This window comes from Fervidobacterium changbaicum, assembly GCF_004117075.1.
Classification (GTDB): Bacteria; Thermotogota; Thermotogae; order Thermotogales; family Fervidobacteriaceae; genus Fervidobacterium; species Fervidobacterium islandicum.
Window position 1 is genome coordinate 1,394,013 of the sequence record NZ_CP026721.1, and the last position, 24,012, is coordinate 1,418,024.

General features: G+C 40.7%; 20 protein-coding genes. 15 read left to right on the forward strand and 5 right to left on the reverse strand.

Annotated elements, in window-relative coordinates; all coding sequences use genetic code 11:
- Nucleotides 1-214 precede the first annotated feature (214 nt).
- A complete protein-coding gene (locus CBS1_RS10660) occupies nt 215-766 on the forward strand; it encodes an SLC5/6 family protein (RefSeq protein WP_241685494.1) in 552 nt (183 codons plus the stop codon).
- Between the two features lie 18 nt (nt 767-784).
- Nucleotides 785-1,825 (forward strand): SLC5/6 family protein, encoded by a 1,041-nt coding sequence (locus CBS1_RS10665; RefSeq protein WP_241685495.1) that lies wholly within the window; start codon nt 785-787, stop codon nt 1,823-1,825.
- 172 nt (nt 1,826-1,997) lie between these two features.
- Here the strand turns inward: CBS1_RS10665 and priA are convergent, their stop codons facing one another.
- The 5 genes from priA to pelG all read right to left on the reverse strand — a co-directional run bounded on the left by priA (nt 1,998) and on the right by pelG (nt 7,876).
- Nucleotides 1,998-4,340 (reverse strand): replication restart helicase PriA, encoded by a 2,343-nt coding sequence (gene priA, locus CBS1_RS06520; protein ID WP_090221772.1) that lies wholly within the window; start codon nt 4,338-4,340, stop codon nt 1,998-2,000.
- Nucleotides 4,341-4,379: 39 nt separating this feature from the next.
- Complete coding sequence (locus CBS1_RS06525; RefSeq protein WP_090221775.1) at nt 4,380-5,267, reverse strand: methylenetetrahydrofolate reductase; 888 nt, start codon at nt 5,265-5,267, stop codon at nt 4,380-4,382.
- Nucleotides 5,268-5,313: 46 nt separating this feature from the next.
- Nucleotides 5,314-5,742 carry a hypothetical protein gene (locus CBS1_RS06530; protein WP_176759467.1) on the reverse strand — a complete coding sequence of 143 codons (429 nt, stop codon included), beginning with the start codon at nt 5,740-5,742 and terminating at the stop codon, nt 5,314-5,316.
- Nucleotides 5,729-7,003: an RNA-guided endonuclease IscB gene (gene iscB / locus CBS1_RS06535; protein WP_241685496.1), complete on the reverse strand. Its 1,275-nt coding sequence runs from the start codon at nt 7,001-7,003 to the stop codon at nt 5,729-5,731. Before iscB ends, CBS1_RS06530 begins: the two co-directional genes overlap by 14 nt.
- A gap of 90 nt (nt 7,004-7,093) precedes the next feature.
- Nucleotides 7,094-7,876 carry an exopolysaccharide Pel transporter PelG gene (gene pelG / locus CBS1_RS06540; RefSeq protein WP_241685497.1) on the reverse strand — a complete coding sequence of 261 codons (783 nt, stop codon included), beginning with the start codon at nt 7,874-7,876 and terminating at the stop codon, nt 7,094-7,096.
- A gap of 504 nt (nt 7,877-8,380) precedes the next feature.
- On the opposite strand from pelG, the gene CBS1_RS06545 reads away from it, so the two are divergent.
- The 13 genes from CBS1_RS06545 (at nt 8,381) to CBS1_RS06605 (ending at nt 23,997) form a co-directional block, all read left to right on the forward strand.
- Complete coding sequence (locus CBS1_RS06545) at nt 8,381-8,668, forward strand: RnfABCDGE type electron transport complex subunit B (RefSeq protein ID WP_033192306.1); 288 nt, start codon at nt 8,381-8,383, stop codon at nt 8,666-8,668.
- A gap of 87 nt (nt 8,669-8,755) precedes the next feature.
- A complete protein-coding gene (dprA, locus tag CBS1_RS06550) occupies nt 8,756-9,772 on the forward strand; it encodes a DNA-processing protein DprA (protein ID WP_090221777.1) in 1,017 nt (338 codons plus the stop codon).
- A 102-nt stretch (nt 9,773-9,874) separates the two neighbouring features.
- On the forward strand, nt 9,875-10,717 hold the full coding sequence (gene panC, locus CBS1_RS06555; protein WP_090221779.1) for a pantoate--beta-alanine ligase: 843 nt from the start codon (nt 9,875-9,877) through the stop codon (nt 10,715-10,717).
- A gap of 55 nt (nt 10,718-10,772) precedes the next feature.
- The gene (locus CBS1_RS06560; RefSeq protein ID WP_090221780.1) at nt 10,773-12,941 is read left to right on the forward strand and encodes a TIM-barrel domain-containing protein; all 2,169 of its coding nucleotides are present in this window, start codon (nt 10,773-10,775) and stop codon (nt 12,939-12,941) included.
- A complete protein-coding gene (xseA, locus tag CBS1_RS06565; protein WP_090221781.1) occupies nt 12,913-14,394 on the forward strand; it encodes an exodeoxyribonuclease VII large subunit in 1,482 nt (493 codons plus the stop codon). Before CBS1_RS06560 ends, xseA begins: the two co-directional genes overlap by 29 nt.
- Before the next feature lie 40 nt (nt 14,395-14,434).
- Entirely contained in the window at nt 14,435-14,707 is a 273-nt protein-coding gene (locus tag CBS1_RS06570) for an exodeoxyribonuclease VII (protein ID WP_176759468.1), read from the forward strand.
- Between the two features lie 34 nt (nt 14,708-14,741).
- Nucleotides 14,742-15,473, forward strand: a complete 732-nt coding sequence (locus CBS1_RS06575) for a hypothetical protein (RefSeq protein ID WP_033192311.1) — start codon at nt 14,742-14,744, stop codon at nt 15,471-15,473.
- 284 nt (nt 15,474-15,757) lie between these two features.
- Nucleotides 15,758-16,759 (forward strand): ABC transporter ATP-binding protein, encoded by a 1,002-nt coding sequence (locus tag CBS1_RS06580; protein WP_090221783.1) that lies wholly within the window; start codon nt 15,758-15,760, stop codon nt 16,757-16,759.
- Nucleotides 16,749-17,747, forward strand: coding sequence for an ABC transporter ATP-binding protein (locus tag CBS1_RS06585; protein WP_090221784.1), 999 nt, complete (start codon nt 16,749-16,751; stop codon nt 17,745-17,747). Before CBS1_RS06580 ends, CBS1_RS06585 begins: the two co-directional genes overlap by 11 nt.
- Before the next feature lie 2 nt (nt 17,748-17,749).
- A complete protein-coding gene (locus CBS1_RS06590) occupies nt 17,750-19,498 on the forward strand; it encodes an ABC transporter substrate-binding protein (RefSeq protein ID WP_090221786.1) in 1,749 nt (582 codons plus the stop codon).
- Between the two features lie 135 nt (nt 19,499-19,633).
- Complete coding sequence (locus CBS1_RS06595) at nt 19,634-20,599, forward strand: ABC transporter permease (RefSeq protein ID WP_090221788.1); 966 nt, start codon at nt 19,634-19,636, stop codon at nt 20,597-20,599.
- A 22-nt stretch (nt 20,600-20,621) separates the two neighbouring features.
- Nucleotides 20,622-22,343 carry an ABC transporter permease gene (locus tag CBS1_RS06600; protein WP_090221790.1) on the forward strand — a complete coding sequence of 574 codons (1,722 nt, stop codon included), beginning with the start codon at nt 20,622-20,624 and terminating at the stop codon, nt 22,341-22,343.
- A 145-nt stretch (nt 22,344-22,488) separates the two neighbouring features.
- A complete protein-coding gene (locus CBS1_RS06605) occupies nt 22,489-23,997 on the forward strand; it encodes an IS1182 family transposase (RefSeq protein ID WP_128998129.1) in 1,509 nt (502 codons plus the stop codon).
- Nucleotides 23,998-24,012 lie beyond the last annotated feature (15 nt).

Consider the following 24,012-nt stretch of genomic DNA (forward strand, 5'->3'; position numbering starts at 1 on the left):
GAGACTTTCGGTGAAGAAAATTGCTACTGTCTAACAACTTCAAAATTGTCGATTTTTAGGAGACTGAAACTTTGTTTTGTAATTGAAAGTTCGTAATACTTAAGATAAGATATTCTTGTAATTCCTCATGATATAAACTTGAAGCCATTTGCTTTTCTTGTTTTGTTTTCTCTGTTTTGTTAATCCTCAAGACTTTTGGGAGGTGTGGGTAGTTATGGCTAAGAACAAGTCGGTAAAGAAAGCTGGTGAGGTTACTAAGTTGAGCTCACACGAAAGGGAACACTGGGGCAGTAAGTTAGGACTGATTCTTGCGATGGCTGGTAACGCCATAGGTTTGGGGAATTTTTGGAGATTTCCATACCAAGCAGCCAAGAACGGTGGTGGCGCTTTTATGATACCCTATTTCGCTGCACTGTTGTTCATGGGAATACCTCTTCTGATTATAGAGTGGTCTATGGGGCGTTACGGCGGCCGGTACGGTTATGGTACGATAGGACCGATGGTTTATCTTCAAGCCAAAGAAGGTACTACTAAAAAGGTGGCTCTATTTCTTGGTTCGTTAGCTGGTGCGTTTGCACTTTTGATTGTTGTGCTTTTGAATTCGTACTATAACCATATTATTGGCTGGACACTTGGGTATGCTTGGTTGACCGCAACTGGTGGGTACATGGATCCTTCGATTGATACAGGAGCTTACTTTGTAAACTATATCCAAAGTCCATGGCTTGTATTCACCTTTTGGCTCATAACCTTAGCAATGCTGTAGTACATAGCTCGCGGTGGCGTGCAAAAAGGTTTGGAAAGGCTCGCAAAGATTGCGATGCCTTCAATATATATCTTTGCATTAATTCTTCTTATCAGAGCTCTCACTCTCGGCACACCTGTTAAAACAGAATGGACGCCGATTAAAGGGCTGGACTTCTTATGGTCACCGCGCTGGAATGAACTGAATTGGTCGGCCACACTTGCGGCAGCTGGTCAGATATTTTTCACACTTTCACTTGGAATGGGAATAATACAAAATTACGCGTCTTATCTGAAAGATGAGGATGATATCGTAACATCCGCTGTTGCAACTGCTTCGCTTAATGAGTTTGCGGAGGTAATCCTTGCCGGAACGGTAGTGATACCTATAGCGTTCACGTTCCTTGGACCGGATGGTTTGAAAAGTGGTGTGGGGCTTTCGTTCATAGCTCTGCCTAATGTATTCAGATCGATGGTTGGAGGCAGCATCGTTGGAACATTTTGGTTCTTGTTGCTCTTCTTTGCTGGCATAACAAGTTCAATAGCGATGTTCAACTATCTGGTCGCTTTCCTAGAAGAGCAATTTAACATCGATAGAAAGAAAGGTTCGACGTTGATATTTGCACTCTACGTTATCGCCGGTTTGCCTGTAGCGTTGGAGCCAATTCTCACAAAAACGAGTGAACTGTTATATCTAACGGAACTGGATAACTGGGTTGGTTCTTACTTGTTAGTTCTTTTGGGACTTATAGAAATAATCACGGCGGTCTGGCTTTTCAAAGAGAAGGGATTGGAAGAGGTCAACAAGGGGAGCTACTGGAAGATACCGAGATGGTTCTATTCCATAGTCATGAAACTAATCACACCTGCATTTATAGTGATATTGCTTGTATTCTCAACCGTTGAGTACGCCAGAAATGGTTATCTAAAATTGGTACCTGACTTTGCGAAGAATTATCCAAATTTGATTCCTTGGGTTTTCGCTGCAAGGGCAGTTATGGTCTTCCTGTTTGTGCTATGTTTCATCACAATTTACAACGCGTTAAAAAATATGCAAGTAGACAGGGCAGGTGAGAAATGATGAGTACCCAAGCGTTGGCATTCATGCTTTCAAGCTGGGGGGTTATAATTATCCTGGCCGCAATTTCAGTTGGGACGATTTTGAGCAAATCAAGAAAGTGAAGGAAAAAGCCGCCTTCGAGAAGGGCGGCTTTTTAATTTAATTCAGGCATTCCCTTTCGACATTGGTTCGATTAAATTTCCGGAGGATTGAGCCTTACAATCCAATCACCTGGGTATTTGGTCTTAATTTCGTTCAGTAACCGGACTATTCTTGACGAATGCACAGTTTTGACAAAAAACTGGTAGCGATATTTATTCGCCACTTTAAATATTGGATGTTCCGATGGACCAAGTATTTCAATATACAGTCCTTCAGCATTTGAAATATCTTTGTAGACAGCATCTATCGTTTCTCTGGCTATTTCTTCTGACTGGTTTGAGTACATGACATGAACGACATCGGCAAAAGGTGGATAGCTTAGTTCTTTTCTTAGCGCCAATTCTCGTTCGTAATATCCCGTAACGTCTTGCGCACTCGCGTAAATGATGACCGGATTGCTCGGATCGTAGGTTTGTATAACCGCTTTCCCTTTTTGTTTTCTTCCTGCTCTGCCGATTACTTGGACAAGTAGTTGAAATGTTCGCAGAGGCGCATTTATATCAGGATAAAATATCAGTGCATCGACGTCGATGATTCCGACAAGACCTATGCGGTAGATGTCAAGCCCCTTTGTTATCATCTTCGTTCCCGTAACGATTTCCAACTTTCCTTCTCGGAGGTCTTCCAGAACCTTTTTCAATTTCTCAGGTGTATCAATTATTTCTGCATCTATGCGACCGATGTTTTTCCCCGGGAAGAGTTCTCTGAGTTCTCTTTCGACCTTTTCGGTCCCGGTACCTTTATCGGTGAATATTTGCGAACCACAGACAGGGCACACGCTCGGAACAGGTTTTTCTAAACCACATAGATGGCATTTCAGTTTTCCCGCATCTGAGTGGTACGTCATCGATACGTCACAGTTATCGCACTTTGCTATGTAACCACATACAGCACATTGGACCCTTGAAAACCCCTTCCTTCGTGTGAATATTAAGGCAGACATACCGTCGTTCAAAACGCTTTCGATCTCTTCGCGCAACGTTTTCGATATAGATGGTGTCGATTTCTTCTCTTTTCTCATGTCGATGATTTCAACTTCAGGTAGTTCTACGTTGAACCTTTTTGTTAGCACATGGAATTGGTAGATACCATCTTTTGCAAGTTTGTATGTCTCAAGGTGAGGAGTTGCAGAGCCAAATATAACTGGGATTGGAAAATACTGGAGCAGTTTTCTGACATCGTAAAAAGGTTCGCTGTTGTTGTAATAACCTTCGTCGTGTTCTTCGTCAACTATGACGAGTTTCAAATTTCTCATTGGAACAAAAAACGCACTTCTGGGACCAACGAGGATACCGAGCTCGCCTTTTACCGCCTTAGCCCAAATTTCTACCCTCTTCGCATCCGTTTGATAGCTGTGGTAAACTCCTATCGGAACATCTGGAAAGTGTTTCCTTAATCTTGCAATGGTTTGTTCGGTTAGTGAAATCTCCGGAACTAGATAGATCACACTACCAAAGTTCAGAGCGTGTCTGATCACATCCAAATAAACTTCCGTTTTTCCACTTCCTGTTGGTCCGAAAACCATGTGTTTTAGGCTTTCTGAACGCACGCTAATGCCATCAATTTCCTCTAAAATGCTCTTTACAATCTTTGATTGTTCTTCTGTCAATTTTCTGACCAACTGCCCGCTTTCTTCATCAGCGATTAGTTCATCGTTTATCTTAACAATGCCCTTGTTTTTCAGTTGTACCAAAACACTCCTCTCGACATTTTCATCTTCCAAATCGTTGAGCAATTCATCAACTTTTGCAGTGCCTTTTAAAAGCAAATAATTGACCACTATCGATTGTTTTGACGTCAGGCGAAGTCTTGGCAATTCGTCTGGCGGAATAATAATTCTCACATATTCTTCCTTACTTCTTGGTCTGGGTTTTTTAGACTCAAAATCACGGTATATCCTGACCAGTCCGCTTTCGATGTATTCTTTGGCTTTACTCATTTTCTTGAAATCGTCGTATCTCATCTTAGGTATGTTGATCAGTGGACTGTTGCTTTCGACGAAAAGAGAGAAATACTTGTCAAAGCTAGGGGGGAAGGATAAGTCGAATAGACGACCAATGGGATATCCTAAACCCAGAGCGCAGTTGACAAAAGTAGCTGTGCGCTGATTGTCGATGAAGGAGATGTAATCACATCGTTCAGTTATTTTGGGAATTTTGGACGCAACAACGTGTGTTCTTTCCAAGTCTATAATTTCTTCTAAATTGCTTTCTGTTATTTCTTCGATACCTTCAAATTTCTGAACTACATACGCTAGGTTTTTTTTATTTCTAAAAGGTACAACAACCCTTTCACCAAGGGCTATATCTTCCGAAGAGGCATATACGAAGAGTTTGTTCTCAGAATAGTTGGATATTGCCACTGCGTAGTACATTCGTATCTACTCCTTCTTTATTCCACTCTCTTCTGGTCCTTAATATTGCGACATTACAGCATCTGAGACGACTTTTATCGTTTCCATCTTTCTTGTTGTTGAGGTGAGATAAAAGCCATGAACATATGGGGCAAGTTTTTCGATAATGGAAACACACTGGTGTTTTGAGTACTCTTCCAAGTGCGAATCATCTTTTTGCCTGAAGTATTCCTTCGGAACGTAGACACCTGGGACCTTTGAGAAGTGTTCGAGTTGCTGGAACGATTCAAAGACCATTAGGGCGATGTAGATTTTGGTTTTCTTAAAGATTTCCTCAGCTTCAGACTTTTCGAGGAATTTGATTATAGTATCGGCGTTGAAAATGGGTTGCGAGACGAAGAAGCTGCAACCGTTTTGTATTTTAAGCTCCATTCTTTCCAATGTTTGGTTCAAGTCTTTTTCAAATGGACTGAAAACACCACCCGGGTTAAATGAAAAAGAACCATAGATCTTCAATCCTGCAAGGTCTTCTCCTTTTTCGTTGAGCAATTTAGTTAATTTGAACACGTCGTATATGCTGAAGTCTTCAATACTCGATGAGAACGGGTAGGTTCCAACCCTTGGATCATCACCTGAAAGAATCAAGAGGTTCTTAATCCCAAGCATGTGGACAGCAATTAAGTCTCCTTCTATTCGAATCGCATTTCTCGTAGTCCTTGAAAAATGCATTAACACATTGAAACCCAATTCCGATAGCATGTGTGCAGGTGCTATAGGCGAGACCCTCGCACTGCCCATTGGTAGGTCTGTAACTGCGATCACTTGTGCACCGTAATCCACAGCTTCTTTGCAAAATGCGATGTACTTATCGGGGTTCGTTCCCCTCGGCGGGAGTGTTTCTAAGATAAAACGATTTTCAAAAAAATCTTCTCTATTTATTTCATTCATTGGGAGCACCTCCCTGTATACTGAAAGATGGTGGAAACGGCGCATCTTACCCTTCGCAGACGAGTTTTCTGGTTGATTCCGAAAGGTACGCTTTAACGATGGAATATTCCCTTTTTCTAAGCTTTTCTAAAAGGTATTTTCTCAAAAGCCTTGGGTCTTTTGTTTTTTCATAGCCTTTGACAAAATAGTTTTCGTCGCTTGTTAAATAATACATGATTTCATAGTACTCAGCTAACCGATCGCTTATGTTTTCCATTTTCTTTCGTAGAAGTTCCTCCAGATCTTTTCTAACAACACCTTTTGGAATACCTGTTCTTAGGTAGTTGTAAATTATCAGACAAGATTCTATATCGTACGCGGATTTGGATTTCGCAATCTTTTCTTCAAAATAGTTTTCTATATCTTCGAGCGCTTGACCTGCGTAAAGTGCTACGTCCATGTGTGGAGCTTTTTGCAAAATTCTAAGGTATTTCATAACGTCTGGCTACGGACACACGTGGCTTCAGCCATGAACAAGTAGCCCTTTCCCTCCTTTCGAACATCAGTGTCTTGGCTCTCTCAAGTAGCCTTAACTTTGTATACTTTACGCTATCGCTTATTTTTTCTCCATTAAGACTACTTATCGAAAAGTATCCGCTACTCCTTAAACCTGATACGATTCCTATTTTGCCTTCACACTCAACTCTATCAAACCTTCTAAACCCCTTCACTTGTTTTATTGTGTTTAATGGCCGTTTGCCACCTTTAATTGGGTTAGCTTTATGCAGCGACCTGTTTTGCCTTCTCAAGAGTTTACCAAAATACCACTCGTTTGCTCTTTCTTGAATATTCCCACCAGCTATCACAAATGCGTCATCTCTGTGCGACTTCTCAAGCCCATACGTGGCACGTCTTGCTTTCGTAATGCTACCATAAGTAATTGCTACTTGATAGTTTTGCTTTAGTTTGTTAACTATGTACCATCCAATTGCTGAAACGTGAGCTGCATCCTTAAGCACCTTTACTTGTTCTAATCTAGATTTAGGTATCTTTATCTTGCCTTCGTGCAACATTTTGTGTTCTTGTGTTGTTAGCACTATTAAATTGCTTGGTGTATCAGCGCCACCTTCGCTTCTTGGAATGATATGGTGGACTTCTAACACCCCTGTTTTTCCAGATAGCTCAGATTTATATCCAGCTCTCCAAAGGCAGTACTCTCTTACATCAGCAAATCCTTTCTGCGGACCGTTTTGGTAATCTTCTCCTTCTATGTCTGGATTTTGTACTTTCTGGATATCAAATGGTGCAACTTCCACAACGACTTTTGTTATTGGTATTATTTTGCTGAGCTTGTTTACTATCCTGACGTGCGCATCTACCTTCCACTGCAAACTTGGAGGCAACCAACCATCTTCCTTTCGTCTGTTTAGAAATCTGGGTTTGCGATATCTTGTTTTTCTGTATCTTCTGAACCTTCTATGCTGCCTGCGCTCAAGCAATAATTTACTGATGTCTTGCCTGAGCTGGATTTGTGCAGAGAATATCTCTTCCTTGTCAGTGATGGCAGACACACCAACAACCTTAGAGCCTATGTCTATTCCAACAGTAACAGGTTGTGTGTAGTTTGTTGTTTCGTACAAAAGCTGGATGGTAAATGGTTCTCTGTTTACTACCTTTGCCAGTCCTTGTTTCAAGAGCCTTCTAACCTTTCCATGTCTTTTGGTTGGCATGAGTGGTTTTCCATCTTTTGAAATCACGAATACCCTGCGGTAAGCCTCCTATCGGAGTTAGGTGCTCATCCCCAAAGTTAGGCTGGCTTTAACGTCTTGCCACACTGTCCCTACCCATCAGGACTGTTTAATGTCAGACGGCAGAGCATGGAACTTGAGCAGCATTCCATGGTGCCGTGACCAGCCTAACGTAGCCGATTGGCTGAGGGTAGTCAACCAGGGCTTTTTACAAGCCCGCCACTTCAGTGGTGGGTGGTTGACAGGATTTTTGACAAACAAGTAGCGTTTTACAAACGGCTGCAGCATAGAGGCTATTAACATCAATCCTAAGTTGTAGCCCAGATAAGCAAAGTATTCACCTTTCAGCCTAAAAAGGTAAACACTTCCCAGTAAACTTAGTAAGCTACCAACGAGAAAACTTACGACAACAGGGGTAAAAACCCTTATCGTTGTTATGAAAATGACTTGGACCCAGATGATAGTCAGAACAGTTAAAGAGTAAGAAAAAAGAAATATCTTCCAAATCTCAGTGATTTTGTTGAGCAAGAAAAAAACAAGTAAGAAAGTTGCAGAGGAAATAACCGCATACGTCAGAGATGAAACGTACAGTTCGTAAATCTTTTCAAATTCCTTTTTGTATATCAAGTCGGCCAGATACCTTGTTACAGAAGTGGATACGCTTCCAAAGAGTATTGTGGAGAAAATGAACGTGTATATAATTGCAGAGATGAAGAATGAGATTTCGTTTTGAGGGATGAGTAATTGTATGACAACAAGAGTAATTGAGGACATTATCCAAGGTCCAGCACTTACATTTGCTGAATAGAAAAAACCAAATATGTCAGAGAAGAACGAATTCCTGCTCAGTAATTTGTTGAGTTCAAAACCTATCCCCGCCATATTAACACCTTTCCAATGTTATTTGACCAACACAAAGAAATTATACCACACAGGAGAGTGAAATAAAAAAATACCCCCGGTCTATCAATCCGGGGGGTCTTGAAAAAGTTTTTCAACTCTTCCAAGGGGGGATAGGGGGGTCGCTGCACATATATTTTGCTATATCCAACGTAAAGTTTCAAGTATCCAAGTGTTAATGAAATGATACGATTGGCTCAAATTTGTGTTTAGCTCATCACTAAACACTTGGATATTTTGCAGCTTCACTGGGAAGTTAGAGCGTACGAGGGCATTGAATCCGTAAATATATAAAGCAAAGAAAGAAGAAAAGAAATAGTACTTAGCTCAGATTTGCATCACGTATCGTTTTGGTGTATAATAATATAAAACAACGAGCTTGTATTTAATATTTGGTTTGTGTGGCGCTTTCATTAATTTTCTTGTTTTTCTTTCATTTTTGAATGGTTATGATTTTTATTTCACATACTTTCGGAGGTGAACGGTGTGGTGGTTGTTTACTCAGCAGTCCTGCTTGGAGGACTCGGTTTTGCATTCGGTTTGTTTCTGTCGTACGTTTCAGAGAAGTTCAAAGTTGAAGAAGACCCAACGGTCAAGCTTATTTTAGAAGCGTTGCCAGGGATAAATTGCGGTGCTTGTGGCTACCCTGGATGTGAAGGATATGCAAAAGCCATAGTGAAAGGTGACAAACCAGATAAATGTTTGCCAGGTAAAAAATCAGGTGTGGAAGAAAGAATTAAAGAGATACTTAGCCAGCGTGCCAATGGCAATTAGTATGCTTCTGTATTTTAAGATGAGTTTAATTTCTACTTATTTTAGTAACGCGTTTTAGTAACGCGTGGATAACTCGGGGGATAGGGAATGCGGCTAGATTTTGATACTTCGGTAAATATTGTTGCGTTCTCGAAAGTATTTAGAAAAAAAGTATCCGAGATAGAAGAATACCTGCAATACGACACAAAACTTTTCGAAGAGTCGGCAAACTCTTCCTCTGTTTTACTCGACTTGGTAGGGAAATTGAAAAGTTACCTGAAAAAATCGGACGTTAGGCTGATGACTTACTGGGATGATGAATATCCAGATTTGCTCAAGAACATACCGGACCCACCGGTATGTTTATTTGTTAAAGGTAAATGGGAGTATTTGTCGTATAATCTTTTCGCAGTTGTTGGAACGCGTAAGATGACTAGCTACGGCAAACAGGTAACAGAAAGATTTGTTAGCGAAATTTCAAAACATTTTGTAATCGTGAGCGGTATGGCTTACGGAGTTGATACCATAGCACATTCGAGTGCTTTAAGGTTGAACAGACCTACCATTGCTGTGCTTGGATGTGGCGTGGATGTGGTGTATCCTAAATCAAATAAGATGCTTTACGAACAAATAATAGATAACGGGTGCGTAGTTAGCGAATATCTGCCTTGGGAATCGCCTAAGAAATTCACATTTGTAGAGAGAAATAGAATAATATCTGGTCTTTCGGTAGGTGTATTGGTCACCGAAGCTGGTGTTGAAAGTGGTGCGCTCATAACGGCAAAGTACGCTATTGAACAAGGAAGAGATGTTTTTGCAGTTCCAGGAGATATCTTTAGAACAACTTCTCAGGGGACAAATTACCTTATTAAAAGCGGAGCCTTTGTTGCAACCGAACCTTCTGATATACTTGAATACTACGGCTTTAAAGACCACAGAAAGATAGTTGAACTGACGGATGATGAAGCTCAAATCTTCGGTGCCATTGAAAGTGAGGTAACAATAGAAGAAATGTCAGAAAAACTAAATGTCCCAATCTCGCAAGTTATGCTCATTTTAACGACTTTGGAGCTCAAAGGTCTTGTTTACAGGACAGAACGCAATACGTATGCAAGGGCTAGGTAAACATTAAAAACGGTGTAATAAAACGCACGCCAATATGCGGCGGTAATATCGAATATCGATTGTTCGAGATGTTTTTGCGAACGTATGGAAGGAGGCGAAAATATGCGCCTTGTTCACACAATAGCGGAAATGAAGAAGATAGTGAACGATATCTTGAAAAGCGGCAAAAGTATAGGTTTTGTGCCTACAATGGGATATCTTCACAAAGGACATTTGAGTTTGGTGGAAGCCGCACGCAAGGAGAACGATGTTGTTGTTGTCAGTATATTTGTCAATCCGACACAGTTTGGACCAAATGAGGATTACAGCAGGTATCCGCGTGACCTCGAGAGAGATTTGAGATTGCTGGAGCCCATAGGTGTAGACTATGTTTTCAATCCATCCGTTGAGGAAATGTACCCAGCTATGTATTCAACATACGTCGAGGAAGTTGAACTTTCAAAGTATCTGTGCGGTGCAAGTAGGCCTGGGCATTTCAGAGGAGTTTGTACCGTTGTGACAAAGCTTTTTAACATAGTGAAACCAACGAAGGCTTATTTCGGTCAAAAGGATGCCCAGCAGTTCAGAGTTTTGAAAAGAATGGTAAGGGATTTGAATATGGATGTTGAGATGATAGAGATGCCCATCGTTCGGGAAGAAGATGGGCTGGCTATGTCTTCGAGGAACGTATATTTAAATCCAGAAGAAAGAAAAGAAGCAACGAGGTTGTATAAATCACTTTTGAAAGCTAAAGAGCTTATCGAATCTGGGGAACGTGATGTACAGAAAATAAAAAGCGAAATGTTAAAAATACTTGACCATCCACTTTTAAAGGTTGATTACGTAGAGGTAGTTGATGAAGAAACGTTGCGACCAGTTGAAAAAATAGAGAGGAAAGTCATTGTGGCTCTTGCAGTTTTTGTTGGTAAGGCAAGGTTGATAGACAACATGATTTTTGAGGTTTGAGTATCGGGGAATATAAGACATCAGGTAAACAGACGAAAAGTGGGAGGTTTTGAAATTGATATACAAACTCGTGTACGGAGAACCAGACATCGAAAGTAGTGCGGTGCTGAGTAGGTTCACTAACAAAATACCTTTATCAAAATCCGATGAATTTATTTCCTTATTCAGAGATTTTCAAGCACAAACTGAAGAGTACAACGGTCAGGTATTTTTTGTTCTAAAAAGGCAATACGACTCAGACGGGTACTTTTTCGGATTTGGTGATAAGGTCGGTCCCCTTGATAGGAATGGGCGCAAGTACACGTTCTGGAATACCGATAATTTCACACACCATCCGAGTGCAGACCCTCTTTACAAATCCTTCCCGTTTTATATATACGTCTCAAAGGATCTGAAAACCAAATATGGCTGTTTCACGGACTTCCCGGGATATTTAGAAATAGACGTAAACTCGAATAACGATAATACTCTAACCTTCAGATCAAAAGGTAAGGGGTTTGTTCAGTACATAATTATCGAAAATTCAGTGAGAAAAATCGTGGAGCAGTATCTTAAATTGACCGGAAAGAATATAGCCTTCCCAGTTTGGGCTTTCGGTTACCAGCAATCCAGATGGAGCTACTTCAGTGAAAAGGAAGTTTTAGATATCGCTCAGAAGTTTAGAGCGAAAAAAATCCCTTGCGACGTGATTTATCTTGATATAGACTATATGGAAAAGTACAAAGTGTTCACTTGGAACAAAAAGAACTTCCCAAATTACAAAAAGATGCTAGAATCACTACATAAAGACGGATTTAAGGTGGTATCGATCCTCGATCCCGGAGTGAGGGTGGAAGAAGGGTATTTTGTGTTCGAAGAAGGAAAGAACAAGTACTTTTTAAAGGATCCTTCGGGGAAAGATTTTGAAGGTGCGGTTTGGCCTGGTAGGGTTAGGTTCCCTGACTTTTTAAATAAGAACGTTCGAAATTGGTGGGCAAAGAATGCAAAGAAATACTTGGACGATGGCGTAGATGGTTTTTGGAACGATATGAACGAAATTGCGATATTCGCAACGGAAAAGGATTTACAAGAGGCCAGAGAAAAACTGAAAGAAGCGAAGTTAGAGGACGGCATCAACCTTGCTGGTTTACTGGGAACAATAGGTGAAATAGGGCGCAGGGGACATGGCGATGACATTGTACACCTTGATGGAACTCCGCACTGGAAAGTGAAAAATGTGTACGGTCTCAACATGGTGCGTGCTACGTCCGAAATGCTTCAAAAAGAAAACAAAAGGCCTTTCTTATTAACACGCTCAGCTTACTCCGGTATCCAGAGATTTGGAGGAGTGTGGACTGGAGATAACCACAGTTGGTGGGAACACATCCTTCAGGAAATAGTGAGGCTCAATTCTCTAAGCCTTGCTGGCGTGTTTTATAGCGGATGTGATGTTGGTGGTTTTGGTGGGGATGTGAATGCACAATTGCTTATCAGATTCATGCAATTCGGTTTGTTCACGCCGATGTTCAGAAATCACTCAGCTATCGGAACAAGAAGGCAAGAACCTTGGGAATTTGGACCTGAAACCGAATCAATTCTCAAAGAAGTAATAAACTGGAGATATAGGCTGATTCCGTACATCTACACACAGTACATGATTGGTGTTCTTAAAGACAAACCACTCATGAGACCTCTGTTCTACGATTTTGAACAACCAGAGTCGTTCGGAATAGAGGATGAGTACCTATTTGGTGATAGCATCTTGGTTGCTCCAGTGTACAGACCAAACGTTCAAAAGCGTGTCGTTTGGTTACCAAAAACAAGTATAGGAATTTTCGATAACAAAGTCTACAAAAAGGGTTGGAATGTTGTAGATACTCCTATTGAATATATACCGGCGTTTCAAATAGTGAATTCAGCCATTCCTACGATTGAACCAACGCAGTACGTTGACTTATCTAAAGTGGATAAGATAGTCTGGAAAGTTTTCAGGACATCGGAGCGCGCAAAGGTAACTGGATACCTCTACGAAGATGATGGTAGCACGTTTGATTACAAGAAAGGTGTCTATAACTTAAAACAGGTCACAGTGAAGGACGGATACGTAGAAGTCAAGACCTTGAATAGTAAGTACGTGACAAGAGAACGTGAGTGGAAATTTGAAATCTTGGATTCCAAAGGACAGATGAAAAAGTTGAGTGTCGTGGTGGGAAGCGATGGAGAACTTAAGATTCCAATCCAATGAATCTTTGAATTTCGAAACACTTAGGGATTTTGTTGAATATATCCATAGCAGGCTCAAAGAAACGAATATTCTTTCTCAAAGGTACAGATTCGTTGCCGATGTTGTAAAGGTGAAACCGTACAATGGTACTTTGTATATCACTGTTTCACAAGAAGGTGAAGATGGAAAGAAGTTTGAGCTCACCGTTGTTGTATGGAAACACCTTTTGAAAGGTATAATGTCATACCTTTATGCTTTTGGAGTTAAAAGTATAAACGATTTGGAGCACAAAAAATGGGAGTTTCAAGGCAGGCTTTCTTTTTATCCAGACAGGTTTCAGTTCAGCTTTTGGGCTGATTCCATTGCACCGCAAGGTGAGTCGGATATATTAAGAAGAAGACAAAAGATAAGAGAAGAGTTGAGAAAGCAAGGATTGCTCATGGAAGTGACTCACGAACTTTCAGAACTCGAACCCATCAAATTGATTGCTGTGATTACTTCAAAAACCGCTCAGGGGTACTTCGACTTTCTTTCGAACCTTTTGGTTCCAGAAACCTATCGGCCTGTGATACACCTTTACGAATCTTCAATGCAAGGTGTATCGACAGCGCAGGAAGTCATTGCAGCGATGAACAGGATCGAGCTTTTCTGTAGGACCAACAACGTGAGGTACGATGTGATAGCGATAATCAGAGGTGGTGGGGGACCAAGTGACTTGATGTTCTTCGACGACTACGAACTCGCTGTTCGAATAGCGTACATGAACAAGTACATACCTGTCTTAACAGGAATTGGGCATGAAAAGGACGAGACTGTTGCCGATTACGTTGCCTGGAGACGCTTCCCAACTCCGACAGCTGTTGCAAAAGAAATTTCCAACCAGTTGAAAACTTACATTGACAACATGGAGAGGAGTTATAACGAACTAAGTCAAAAACTAGGAGCTATTGTTGATATAACAGAAAGCAAGTTGCAGTCTGGAACGTTTGGTTTCCTGAGTGATTCTTTCAAAAATAATTTAGTAAGATCGGTTCGTGATATAAAAGAATACGCTAAGTATTTTGTAAGCAAGATAAATATCTCCGACTTGGAGAAGAGGCTTTCAGTAGAATTTGCAACCAATGTTTCGAGGAACTTGGACTCGAGACTCTCTGAATTTGGGCAATTTGTAGACAATTCGTTTAGTACGATTAGTAAACAACTAACAGTGAACTTAGAAAGAAAGATTAACGAAGTGAAAACCTTTGAAAACATATCTACCCTTATGGACAAAAGCTACATAGCTTTTTACAACAAAACGGAAGGAGTTAGAGCGGAGCTTGAGACTATTGGAGGCCCTTTGAGAGCACTGTCTGTAGGTGGAGCGTTAGTTACAAAAGATGGCGAGATAGTTAGCAGCGTTAAGCAAATAAAAAGTAAAGACATTGTGAAGGTCAATTTTGTAGATGGTCAGGTAACTTCAAGAGTGATTTGATATTTTAAATCCCAAAACTTTGTTAGGAGGGCATATAAACATGAAAGTAGCGGAAACGTACGACATTGAAAAAATATTATCGTTGGCTGAAGAAGAGATCAACAAACTCACTTTCAAAGAACTCATGGAACTTATTGATACAATTAAGAACTACTTTATCTCTTCAGAACTCGATATTGAAAAACAGATAGAACTTTACGCGAAGGCCATACTTCTACTCACGAAAGCCAGGGAAAAGCTTATAACGATCAAAAAACAGAAAGAAGAAATCGATAGAAAGTACGAAGAATTTTTGAAGAATGTAGAAGAGTAAACAAGCCGAAAAAACTAAAAGTAGGGGGATACATATGCTCGAAAAGACGGACAAGAGTTTCTTCAAAAAGTTCCCAATTGGTTACGCTTTAACGCTTGCTGTGGGGGTTGCTCTTCTTTACTTGGATTTTTCTTTTGTATCGATACTCAAAGACTACATGACGATCGTTGATTTTACGAGAATAGGTCTCAGCATCATCTTAATTGCGTCCGGTATTTTTGAAATCATCGCTTATCTTTTTAGTTTTGTTCCAACTTCCAGATACGATAAAAACATCGAAGAATTGAAGACAATTGTTGTAAACCAAATCAGAGAGAAGGGACATTCTGTTCTTGGTGAATTTCTTTCATTCCGGCCATGGATGGAAAGTGAATACTATGCAAAATCAAGGCGCGGAGTAACAAAGTATTTCTATCCTGTTTACTACGTTGTACTTTCAACCGCTAACAACGTACTTTATGTTACTGAGGTCAGGCTTAATATACTCAATAAGAGTTTTCATATGGTTGGATACAATATTTTGCCGTTGAAATCGATTATTTCTGCAGGCGTAGTCCAAGACAGAATCCTCTTTTCAACACTTTCAGGCGAGGATGCAGCAACTACGTATTTCTTGGAAGTAAGAACTATTGGCGGAGTTGTTAGAATCCCCGTCTTCGAGGAGGAAATCAGTAGCAAATTTGGTGATATCAGGGATATTCGTGACGATGTTTTCAGAAAACTTACACTAACTGTGCAGCTTCTTACACAACAAAAATCAAGTTAATAGTTCTTCTAATAGATGAGCAGACAACAAGCATACTTGTTTTTGATAAAGAATAAGTGCCATTTTTTGAAAAAAACTATTGCAAAATGTTCCCATTTGTCTAAAAAAATCAATTCTAAGAAACTTGTAAGTTACAACCAAATTGTGGTATAATACATGTTAGTCGACTTTCTACATGCATTATTGTCGCCTAAAGTGTAACTGAGAAAATTCAGGGCTAAAACTCTTAATTAAAAAAGTAAATCGAATTCTAAAGATACAGCATTGAAGGAGGACTGGTAGATTTGGACCCCATTCTCAGCGTTAGAAACTTGAGCACTTGGTTTTATCTCGAAGAAGGTGTACTAAAAGCGGTTAACGATGTGTCGTTTGAACTGTCCCAAAACGAAGTTCTTGGAATTGTCGGTGAAACAGGTTCTGGCAAGAGTATCACCGTTCGAAGTATTATGAGGCTTATCCACCATCCTGGTAAAATTGTGAACGGTCAGATTATATACAGAGGCCGTGGAAGAGAAGAAGATATTGTAAAGATGGACGAGGATGAACTTACCGAAATCCGAGGTAAAGAGATATCAATGATTTTCCAAGACCCACTTACATCTTTGAACCCACTTTACACGATTGGCGACCAGTTAATGGAAACGATTATTCAACACCAACATGTTGACAGAGCAACAGCGTGGAAACTTGCAGTTGAGATGTTAAGGAAAGTTCAAATTCCTGAACCGGAAAAGAGAATGAACTCGTATCCTTTTGAGTTTAGTGGAGGGATGAAACAGAGGGTTGTTATTGCTATTGCTCTTTCTTGTAATCCGAAGATACTTATAGCTGACGAGCCAACAACGGCACTTGATGTCACCATACAGGCACAAGTTCTTGAATTGATGAAAGACCTTCAAAAAGAATTGAAGACGGGAACAATTTTCATCACCCACGACCTTGGGGTTATTTCTGCAATGGCTGACAGGGTTATGGTAATGTACGGTGGAAGGCAGATGGAATTAGCACCTGCAGAAGATTTGTTCCACAAGCCGATGCATCCATATACCAATATGCTCTTGAAATCTATCCCAAGGGTTGACATAAAGCAAGACAAATTAGAATCGATACCAGGTCAACCACCGAGAATGATAGATGTTCCCGAAGTTTGTCCATTTGCGCCAAGATGTCCAAGAAGACTTGATAAGTGCGCGAAAGAATTGCCACCATTTGCAGAACTTGAACCAGGGCACTTTGTCAGATGCTTTAACCCAGTAGAAGTCGGAGGGGATATAAATGCCAAGTAATGAAGTAGTTATCAGAGTCCAGAACTTAAAAAAATACTTCCCTATATACAAAGGTTTTCTTGTCAAAAAGCATGTTGCGGATGTTAAAGCCGTTGATGACGTTTCTTTTGAAGTCAAGAAGGGCGAAACGTTTGCTCTTGTGGGTGAATCCGGATGTGGAAAGACAACAACGGCAAGAGTCATGCTAAGACTTATCGATCCAACGGATGGAAAAATAGAAATAATGGGAACTGATATTTCCAGATTGTCGAGAGAAGAACTTTTGCCTTTCAGAAGAAAGATGCAGATAGTATTCCAGAACCCAATTGGTTCTTTGAACCCGAGGATGACGGTTGGACAGATTTTGACAGAACCAATGTTGTTCCATAAGATAGTTAATTCAAAGGAAGAAGCTGACCAAAAAGCTATAGAGCTTTTGAGAATGGTTGGTTTGAAACCATTTCACATGGATAGGTATCCACACCAATTCAGCGGTGGTCAGAAACAAAGGATAGCTATTGCAAGGGCACTTAGTGTTGATCCAGAGATAATATACTTAGATGAACCAACATCGGCGCTTGATGTCTCTGTTCAGGCTCAGATTGTCAATTTGCTTTTGAAGTTCCAAGAAGAACTTGGGTTGACATATGTGTTCATCTCTCACAACCTTGCACTTGTTAGGTTTATTAGCCACCAAGTTGCGGTTATGTATTTGGGTAAGATTGTTGAGATGGGAGATGTAAACGAAGTGTTCGATAATCCTGTTCATCCATACACAAAGGCACTGCTGTCAGCTTCACCAATTCCAGACCCAGCAATTGAGAAGAAAAGGAAAAGAATCATCCTTACGGGAAACGTTCCGAGTCCGATAGCAAGACCAAGTGGTTGTTTCTTCCATCCGAGATGTCCATTCAAAATGCCTATTTGTGAGAAAGAATATCCAGAGATGAAATCTGTTTCTTCAAACCACCAGGTTGCTTGCCACCTGGTAGATAAAAGGGAGGTGTAGGTATGAGGAAGGTTCTCGTGTCGCTTTTGTTAACTCTTGTTGTTTTCTTTGCATTTGCTAACTACCTTGGTTACGACGCAACAGGTAAGAAGGGTGGAACACTCATTCTTCCAACATTGAGCGGTCCAAGAACATGTAACGACACAGTGTCCAAGGAAACAAGCTCATCCGATGTTATTGCTATGTTCATGAGTTGGGGTGGAACACTTATCGAAAGGTCCGCTATCGACGGAAAGTTCTACCCGGCACTTGCGGAAAAATGGGACGGTCCAAGGCTAACAAAAGACGGTGGTATGGAAATTATTTGGTATCTCAGAAAAGGCGTAAAGTGGAGCGATGGTGAACCATTCGATGCAGATGATGTCGTATTCACGCTCAACGAAATCTATACAAACCCTGACATCCCAAGCTCATTCAAAGATGTTATAAGAAGTACAAACGGATATCTACCAAAAGCCACAAAGATCAACGACTACACTGTCAGAATGTACTACCCAGAGCCATTCAGGCTAGCTCTCAGATACCTTGGTGGAATGTACATATTCCCAAAACACAAGGCAGAAAGCTGGGTAAAGAATAAGAAATTTGCAGAGTTCTGGACAGTTGATGCAATCAACAAGAAAGAAATCGTTGGATTGGGACCATTCATTCCTGTTGAATACGTGCCAGACCAATACGTAAGGTTTGTTGCAAACCCGAACTACTGGAAAAAGACAAAAGACGGAACACAACTTCCATTCCTTAAAGAAGTAGTTTACAAGATAATCTCCTCGCAAGATGCTCAAAAACTTGCATTCGAAAAGGGAGAAGTTGACATCTACTCGCAAAGAGGTACTGAATTCAGAGGTACTGAATTCAACTACTTCAAAGAAAATGAAAAGAAATTCAATATCACAGTTCTTGCTTATGGTCCAGCATATGGTACACAATTCATAACGTTCAACTGGAACAACAAAGACGAAGCAAAGAGAGAATGGTTCAGAAATGTCCACTTCAGAAAAGCAGTTGCGTACGCGATGGACAAGAAAAAGATGATAGATACTCTCTTCAACGGACTTGCAGTTGAACAATGGTCACCAGTTTCTATGGCATCGCCATACTACAACGATAAAGTTACTGTGAAATACCCATACGACCTCAACAAAGCAAGAGCAGAACTGAAACTCGGAGGTTTCAGCTGGGACAAGAACGGAAAACTTATCGACAGCAAAGGTAGACCAGTTAAATTCATTATTGAAACAAACGCCGGCAACACGGTCAGGGAAGGTATGGGTAACATCATAACAGCAGCTCTTAAACAACTCGGTATGGATATAACATTCGTTCCTGGCGATTTCAACACACTTATTAACAGAATGCTCAACGTAGGTGACTGGGATGCCATCATCATTGGTTTGACAGGTTCCGATGAACCACAAGGTGGTAGGAACGTTTGGGCAATTGATGGTTCACTCCATTTCTGGAACCTCTCACCGAAGGTAGCAGACTGGGTTGATCCAAATGCTTATTGGCTACCAGACTTTGAAAAGGAAATTGATAAGATATTCGCAGAAAACGTCAGGATCCTTGATGACAACGTCGTGAAAGACTACTGGGCGAAATTCCAGAAACTCGCATCTGAAAATCTCCCGCTTATTTACACAGTCAACCCACTCAGGCTCTTTGCATGGAGAAACACAATTAAGAACGTTAAGATAACAATGCTTGGTGGAACAACATGGAACCTTGACTGGCTCTGGAAAGAACAATAATTTAAGCTGATTGTGTTGAGAGGGCGGGCCTCGCCCGCCCATTATTAGATTTTAGGCTTTTTGGAAAGTAAGAAAGTTAAATTAACAAAGTATGTCGAGTAACCATTAGATAAACAAAGGGAGAGGTGAACTGGGTTGATAAAATATATCGCACGTAGACTTATTATAATGCTGCCAGAGTTGTGGATAATAACTATTATCGTTTTTGCACTCATTCAGTTATCACCTGGAACATTTTTGGATCAGTACAAACTTGATCCCTCTATTTCGCAAGAAACATTGAAGGCTATGGAAAAAGAGCTTGGATTGGACAAACCGGCCATAGTTCAATATTTCTACTGGCTTGGTAAGGTAGTTAGAGGTGATTTCGGTTACTCTTTCTACTACCGAAGACCTGTTGCTTCGCTTATCGGTGAACGTTTGCTTGGAACGTTTGTTTTGTCACTTTATTCTTTTGTCCTTTCTTGGATCATCGGCGTTGTTTTAGGTATTGTATCCGCATTAAAAAAGTACACGCTTACCGATAAGATTCTTACAGTTGTAGCATTTAGTGGTCTTGCACTCCCTGGTTTCTTCCTTGCACTTGTGCTTTTGTACATGGCTGCGCGGACCGGTTGGTTTCCAATCGGTGGTATGTATAGTCCGGAAACATCCCGACTCGATGTATGGAATGCGTTTAAAGACATCTTTTGGAGGATGCAATTACCAGCCTTTACTTTGACTTTCGGTGGTTTTGCCGGTTTGATGAGGTACATGAGGGGTTCGTTGCTTGATGTTCTCAACGAAGATTACGTTGAATTTGCAAGAGCGAAAGGAATGCCCGAAAGGGTTGTTATATACAAGCACGCTTTAAGAAATGCCATCAACCCGTTAATCACTATGTTCGGTTACAGTCTTTCAGGTTTGTTGAGTGGAGCCGTTATAACTGAGACAATCTTCTCATGGCCAGGACTTGGTAGGTTGACTTATCAAGCCTTGCTGCAAAAAGACTACTACGTTGTTATGGCAAGTACCGTTATCGGAACAGTATTGCTTGTCTTAGGAAACTTAGTTGGTGACATCTTACTTGCCGCGGTTGACCCGCGCATAAGATACGAGTAAGTAGTGAGGGAGGCTTTGAGATATGGCTGAAGATAAAAAGAAGAACATCAATCAGGTTCCTCAGCAAGAAGTTACTGGAGAAAATGTAGCTGATAGTACGGAAAGTATTGACTTCGAAGAAGTCTACCTTACGCGTGGGCAACTGATGTGGCGAGCTTTCAAGAAGAACAAGCTAGCAATGTTTGGTATGTGGGTTCTCATAATCATGTACATCGCAATGATTTTTGCAGACTTTTTGGCACCGTATGATCCATTTAAACAGAATCTCAACCATTCTTTGAAGAAGCCAACAACAGTAATGATGAAATACAACGTAGCGGACCTCAAGACAACAATGTCGCCGTATGTTTTACCTGAGGTCAGCTATATTGACAAGCTTGACTACACACAGAACTTCAAGACAATGCTTTTCCCAAGCAGGATTAAGTTGAAACTCAAAGACGGGACAGAGCTTGCAGTGATTGACAAGCATGTGGTTGAAATTAAGGAAGACGGAACGATTGTTCCAAAGTACCTTCCAAAAGGTAGAAAACTTGATGAAAAATTTGTCCTTGCTGAATCTATAAAGCTCGTTGTCAGAACCATTGCTTATGCACAAGTTGATGGTCAATGGGTGCAGTACAAAGACGAAACTGAGGATGTCGATGCTCTTGTCTTTGGTGTGGATAACAGCATCCTGGAAAAAGGCAAGAACGAAAGAATAACTGAATCAAGAACAGCAAGGTCATTCGTCGCTCAAAACGAGGGTTGGAAGTTTGGGTTCTATGCCATGAATGAACAAGAGGCAATGAACCGCTTAACGGCTGTTAAGCTCGAACAAGACCTTGTTGGTATCAAGTATTACGATGCAGATTTCAACGAACATGAAATATCACTCGATGAAGCACAGATTGTTTCCTACGACTACAAATTCTATCCAGTTAAATGGTTTGTCAAATCATGGGGTCCTGATAGTACTGATCCGGAACGTGTTGGATATCTATTCTGGATCATCCCACTTCACTATCACCTCTTCGGCGTAGACAACTACGATAACAACGAATATGTTTCTATCAACATATTTGGTGCAGACAGATACGGTCGAGATGTCTGGAGCAGAATCATATTCGCATCAAGGGTTTCACTGACGATTGGATTCATAGGCTTGTTTGTTACACTGGTGCTTTCACTCTTCTTCGGTGCTCTCGCAGGTTTCTATGGAGGAATTGTTGACGAAGTCATAATGAGATTCTGTGAAATCTTAATGGCAATCCCAGGATTCTATCTGTTGCTCCTGCTGAGAGCTGTGTTGCCCATAGACCTTCCAAGTTCACAAACGTACATGCTATTGATATTCATCCTTGCATTCCTTGGTTGGCCCGGTAGGGCAAGGATTATCAGGGGACAAATTCTGGCGGAAAGACAAAGAGAGTATGTTGAAGCAGCAATCGCGCTTGGGTTCCCAGATACACGTATTATGTGGAGACACATCATACCAAACCTTGCAACGTACATTATCGTAAGTTCAACACTTTCAATACCAGGTTACATCCTTGGTGAGGCAGGTCTTTCATACCTTGGACTCGGAATTAGAGAACCATCTGCATCGTGGGGTAATATGCTAACTGCCGCACAGGATGTTTACATACTCGAAAAGGCTCCGTGGTTACTGATTCCAGGCGCATTCATATTTGTAGTCGTTCTTGCATTTAACTTCGTCGGTGACGGACTCAGAGATGCATTCGACCCAAGAGCGCTTGGATGATTGAAAAAGATAATGAAAAAGTGGCGGGAGACCGCCACTTTCAGACTGTTGACAAAGTATAACTTGTTCAAGTATAATCTCTTCAAAAGAGGATCCTTTCCAAACAGGATCCTCTTTTTTTACACAAATAGTAGGAGGAATATACATGCTGACCATCAACAAAGATAAATCACGCAGAGAACAAATCGAATCCGTCTCCATCGAGCAACTCGTCCCTCATGACCACCTCGTCAGAAAAATCGAATCCGCCATCAATTTCGATTTCATCTACGACCTTGTCAAAGACAAGTACTGCCTCAATAATGGCAGACCTAGTATTGACCCCGTTGTGTTAATTAAAATTACCATTATCCAATATATGTTCGGCATAAAATCCATGCGTCAAACCATAAAGGAAATACAAACAAACGTCGCATACAGATGGTTTCTCGGATTCGGGTTTTCTGATACCATCCCTCATTTCAGCACGTTCAGTAAAAACTACGAACGTAGGTTCAAAGGAACCGATTTGTTTGAGCAAATCTTCAACAAAATACTGCAGCAAGCAATCGAGCATGGCTTGGTAAATATGGATGCCGTGTTCATGGATTCAACACACATCAAAGCAAGTGCGAACAAGAAAAAGTACGAGAAGGTATTTGTAGAGGAGCAAACCAAGACATACAAACAAGCTTTAGAAGAAGAAATAAACAAAGATAGGCAAAAACACGGATTGAAGCCTTTGGATTTCACACATGAGAAAGTAAAACTGAAGGAAATAAAAATAAGCACGACAGACCCAGATAGCGGGATGATAAACAAAAATGAAAAAGAACACCAGTTCGGATATTCTGCACACATAGCATGCGATAAGAACGGGATAATACTAAGCTGTATAACAACACCAGCAAATGTCCACGACAGCATGGTGTTTGAGAACTTATTCAATAAAACAAAAAAGAACGCTGGCAAATCGAAAAGGGCAGCTTTGGATGCAGGATACAAGACTCCACCGATATGTAAGCTATTGATGGACGAAGGTATAGTCCCGTGCATGCCATACACACGTGCACAACACAAAGAAGGGTATTTCAAAAAAAGACAATTCGTATACGATGAATATTACGATTGCTACATATGTCCACAAGGGCAGATATTAGAATACTCAACAACAAACAGAAAAGGGTACAAAGAATACAAATCGGATCCGAAGGTATGTGAGAAATGTGAAGATTTAGGTAGATGTACAAGCAGTAAGAATCACACGAAGATAATCACCCGACATGTATGGGAAGAATACATGGAAGAAGTAGAGTATTTAAGGCACACGAAAGAATGTAAAGAGTTGTACAAAGAAAGAAGCAAGACGATAGAGAGGGTATTTGCGGACTTGAAGGAGAAGCACGGTATGAGGGTGACGATGCTGAGGGGGATAGAAAAGGTGCACATGCAAGTGTTATTGACTTGCACATGTTTTAACATGAAAAAATTAGCGAATTGGATATGGAAAAAGGGGAAGGGAGGTCCAGGGAAGGGCAAAAATTTGGAAGTTTTATTAGAATTTTTCTCAAAAGTTGTATTGGCGATAATAAAACCCCACCTTTCGTTTATCGAAAAGTGGGGGTTTGTCAACAATCTGAAAGTGGCGGGAGACCGCCACTTTTTTGTTCATTGATATTCGACTTCAATT

Bases quoted from the DNA above. Each gene is read 5' to 3' on its own strand.
- CBS1_RS10660 (WP_241685494.1), top strand. From the start codon at position 215: ATGGCTAAGAACAAGTCGGTAAAGAAAGCTGGTGAGGTTACTAAGTTG.
- priA (WP_090221772.1), bottom strand. From the start codon at position 4,340: ATGTACTACGCAGTGGCAATATCCAACTATTCTGAGAACAAACTCTTC.
- CBS1_RS06525 (WP_090221775.1), bottom strand. From the start codon at position 5,267: ATGAATGAAATAAATAGAGAAGATTTTTTTGAAAATCGTTTTATCTTA.
- CBS1_RS06530 (WP_176759467.1), bottom strand. From the start codon at position 5,742: ATGAAATACCTTAGAATTTTGCAAAAAGCTCCACACATGGACGTAGCA.
- pelG (WP_241685497.1), bottom strand. From the start codon at position 7,876: ATGGCGGGGATAGGTTTTGAACTCAACAAATTACTGAGCAGGAATTCG.
- dprA (WP_090221777.1), top strand. From the start codon at position 8,756: ATGCGGCTAGATTTTGATACTTCGGTAAATATTGTTGCGTTCTCGAAA.
- panC (WP_090221779.1), top strand. From the start codon at position 9,875: ATGCGCCTTGTTCACACAATAGCGGAAATGAAGAAGATAGTGAACGAT.
- xseA (WP_090221781.1), top strand. From the start codon at position 12,913: ATGGAGAACTTAAGATTCCAATCCAATGAATCTTTGAATTTCGAAACA.
- CBS1_RS06570 (WP_176759468.1), top strand. From the start codon at position 14,435: ATGAAAGTAGCGGAAACGTACGACATTGAAAAAATATTATCGTTGGCT.
- CBS1_RS06575 (WP_033192311.1), top strand. From the start codon at position 14,742: ATGCTCGAAAAGACGGACAAGAGTTTCTTCAAAAAGTTCCCAATTGGT.
- CBS1_RS06585 (WP_090221784.1), top strand. From the start codon at position 16,749: ATGCCAAGTAATGAAGTAGTTATCAGAGTCCAGAACTTAAAAAAATAC.
- CBS1_RS06590 (WP_090221786.1), top strand. From the start codon at position 17,750: ATGAGGAAGGTTCTCGTGTCGCTTTTGTTAACTCTTGTTGTTTTCTTT.
- CBS1_RS06600 (WP_090221790.1), top strand. From the start codon at position 20,622: ATGGCTGAAGATAAAAAGAAGAACATCAATCAGGTTCCTCAGCAAGAA.
- CBS1_RS06605 (WP_128998129.1), top strand. From the start codon at position 22,489: ATGCTGACCATCAACAAAGATAAATCACGCAGAGAACAAATCGAATCC.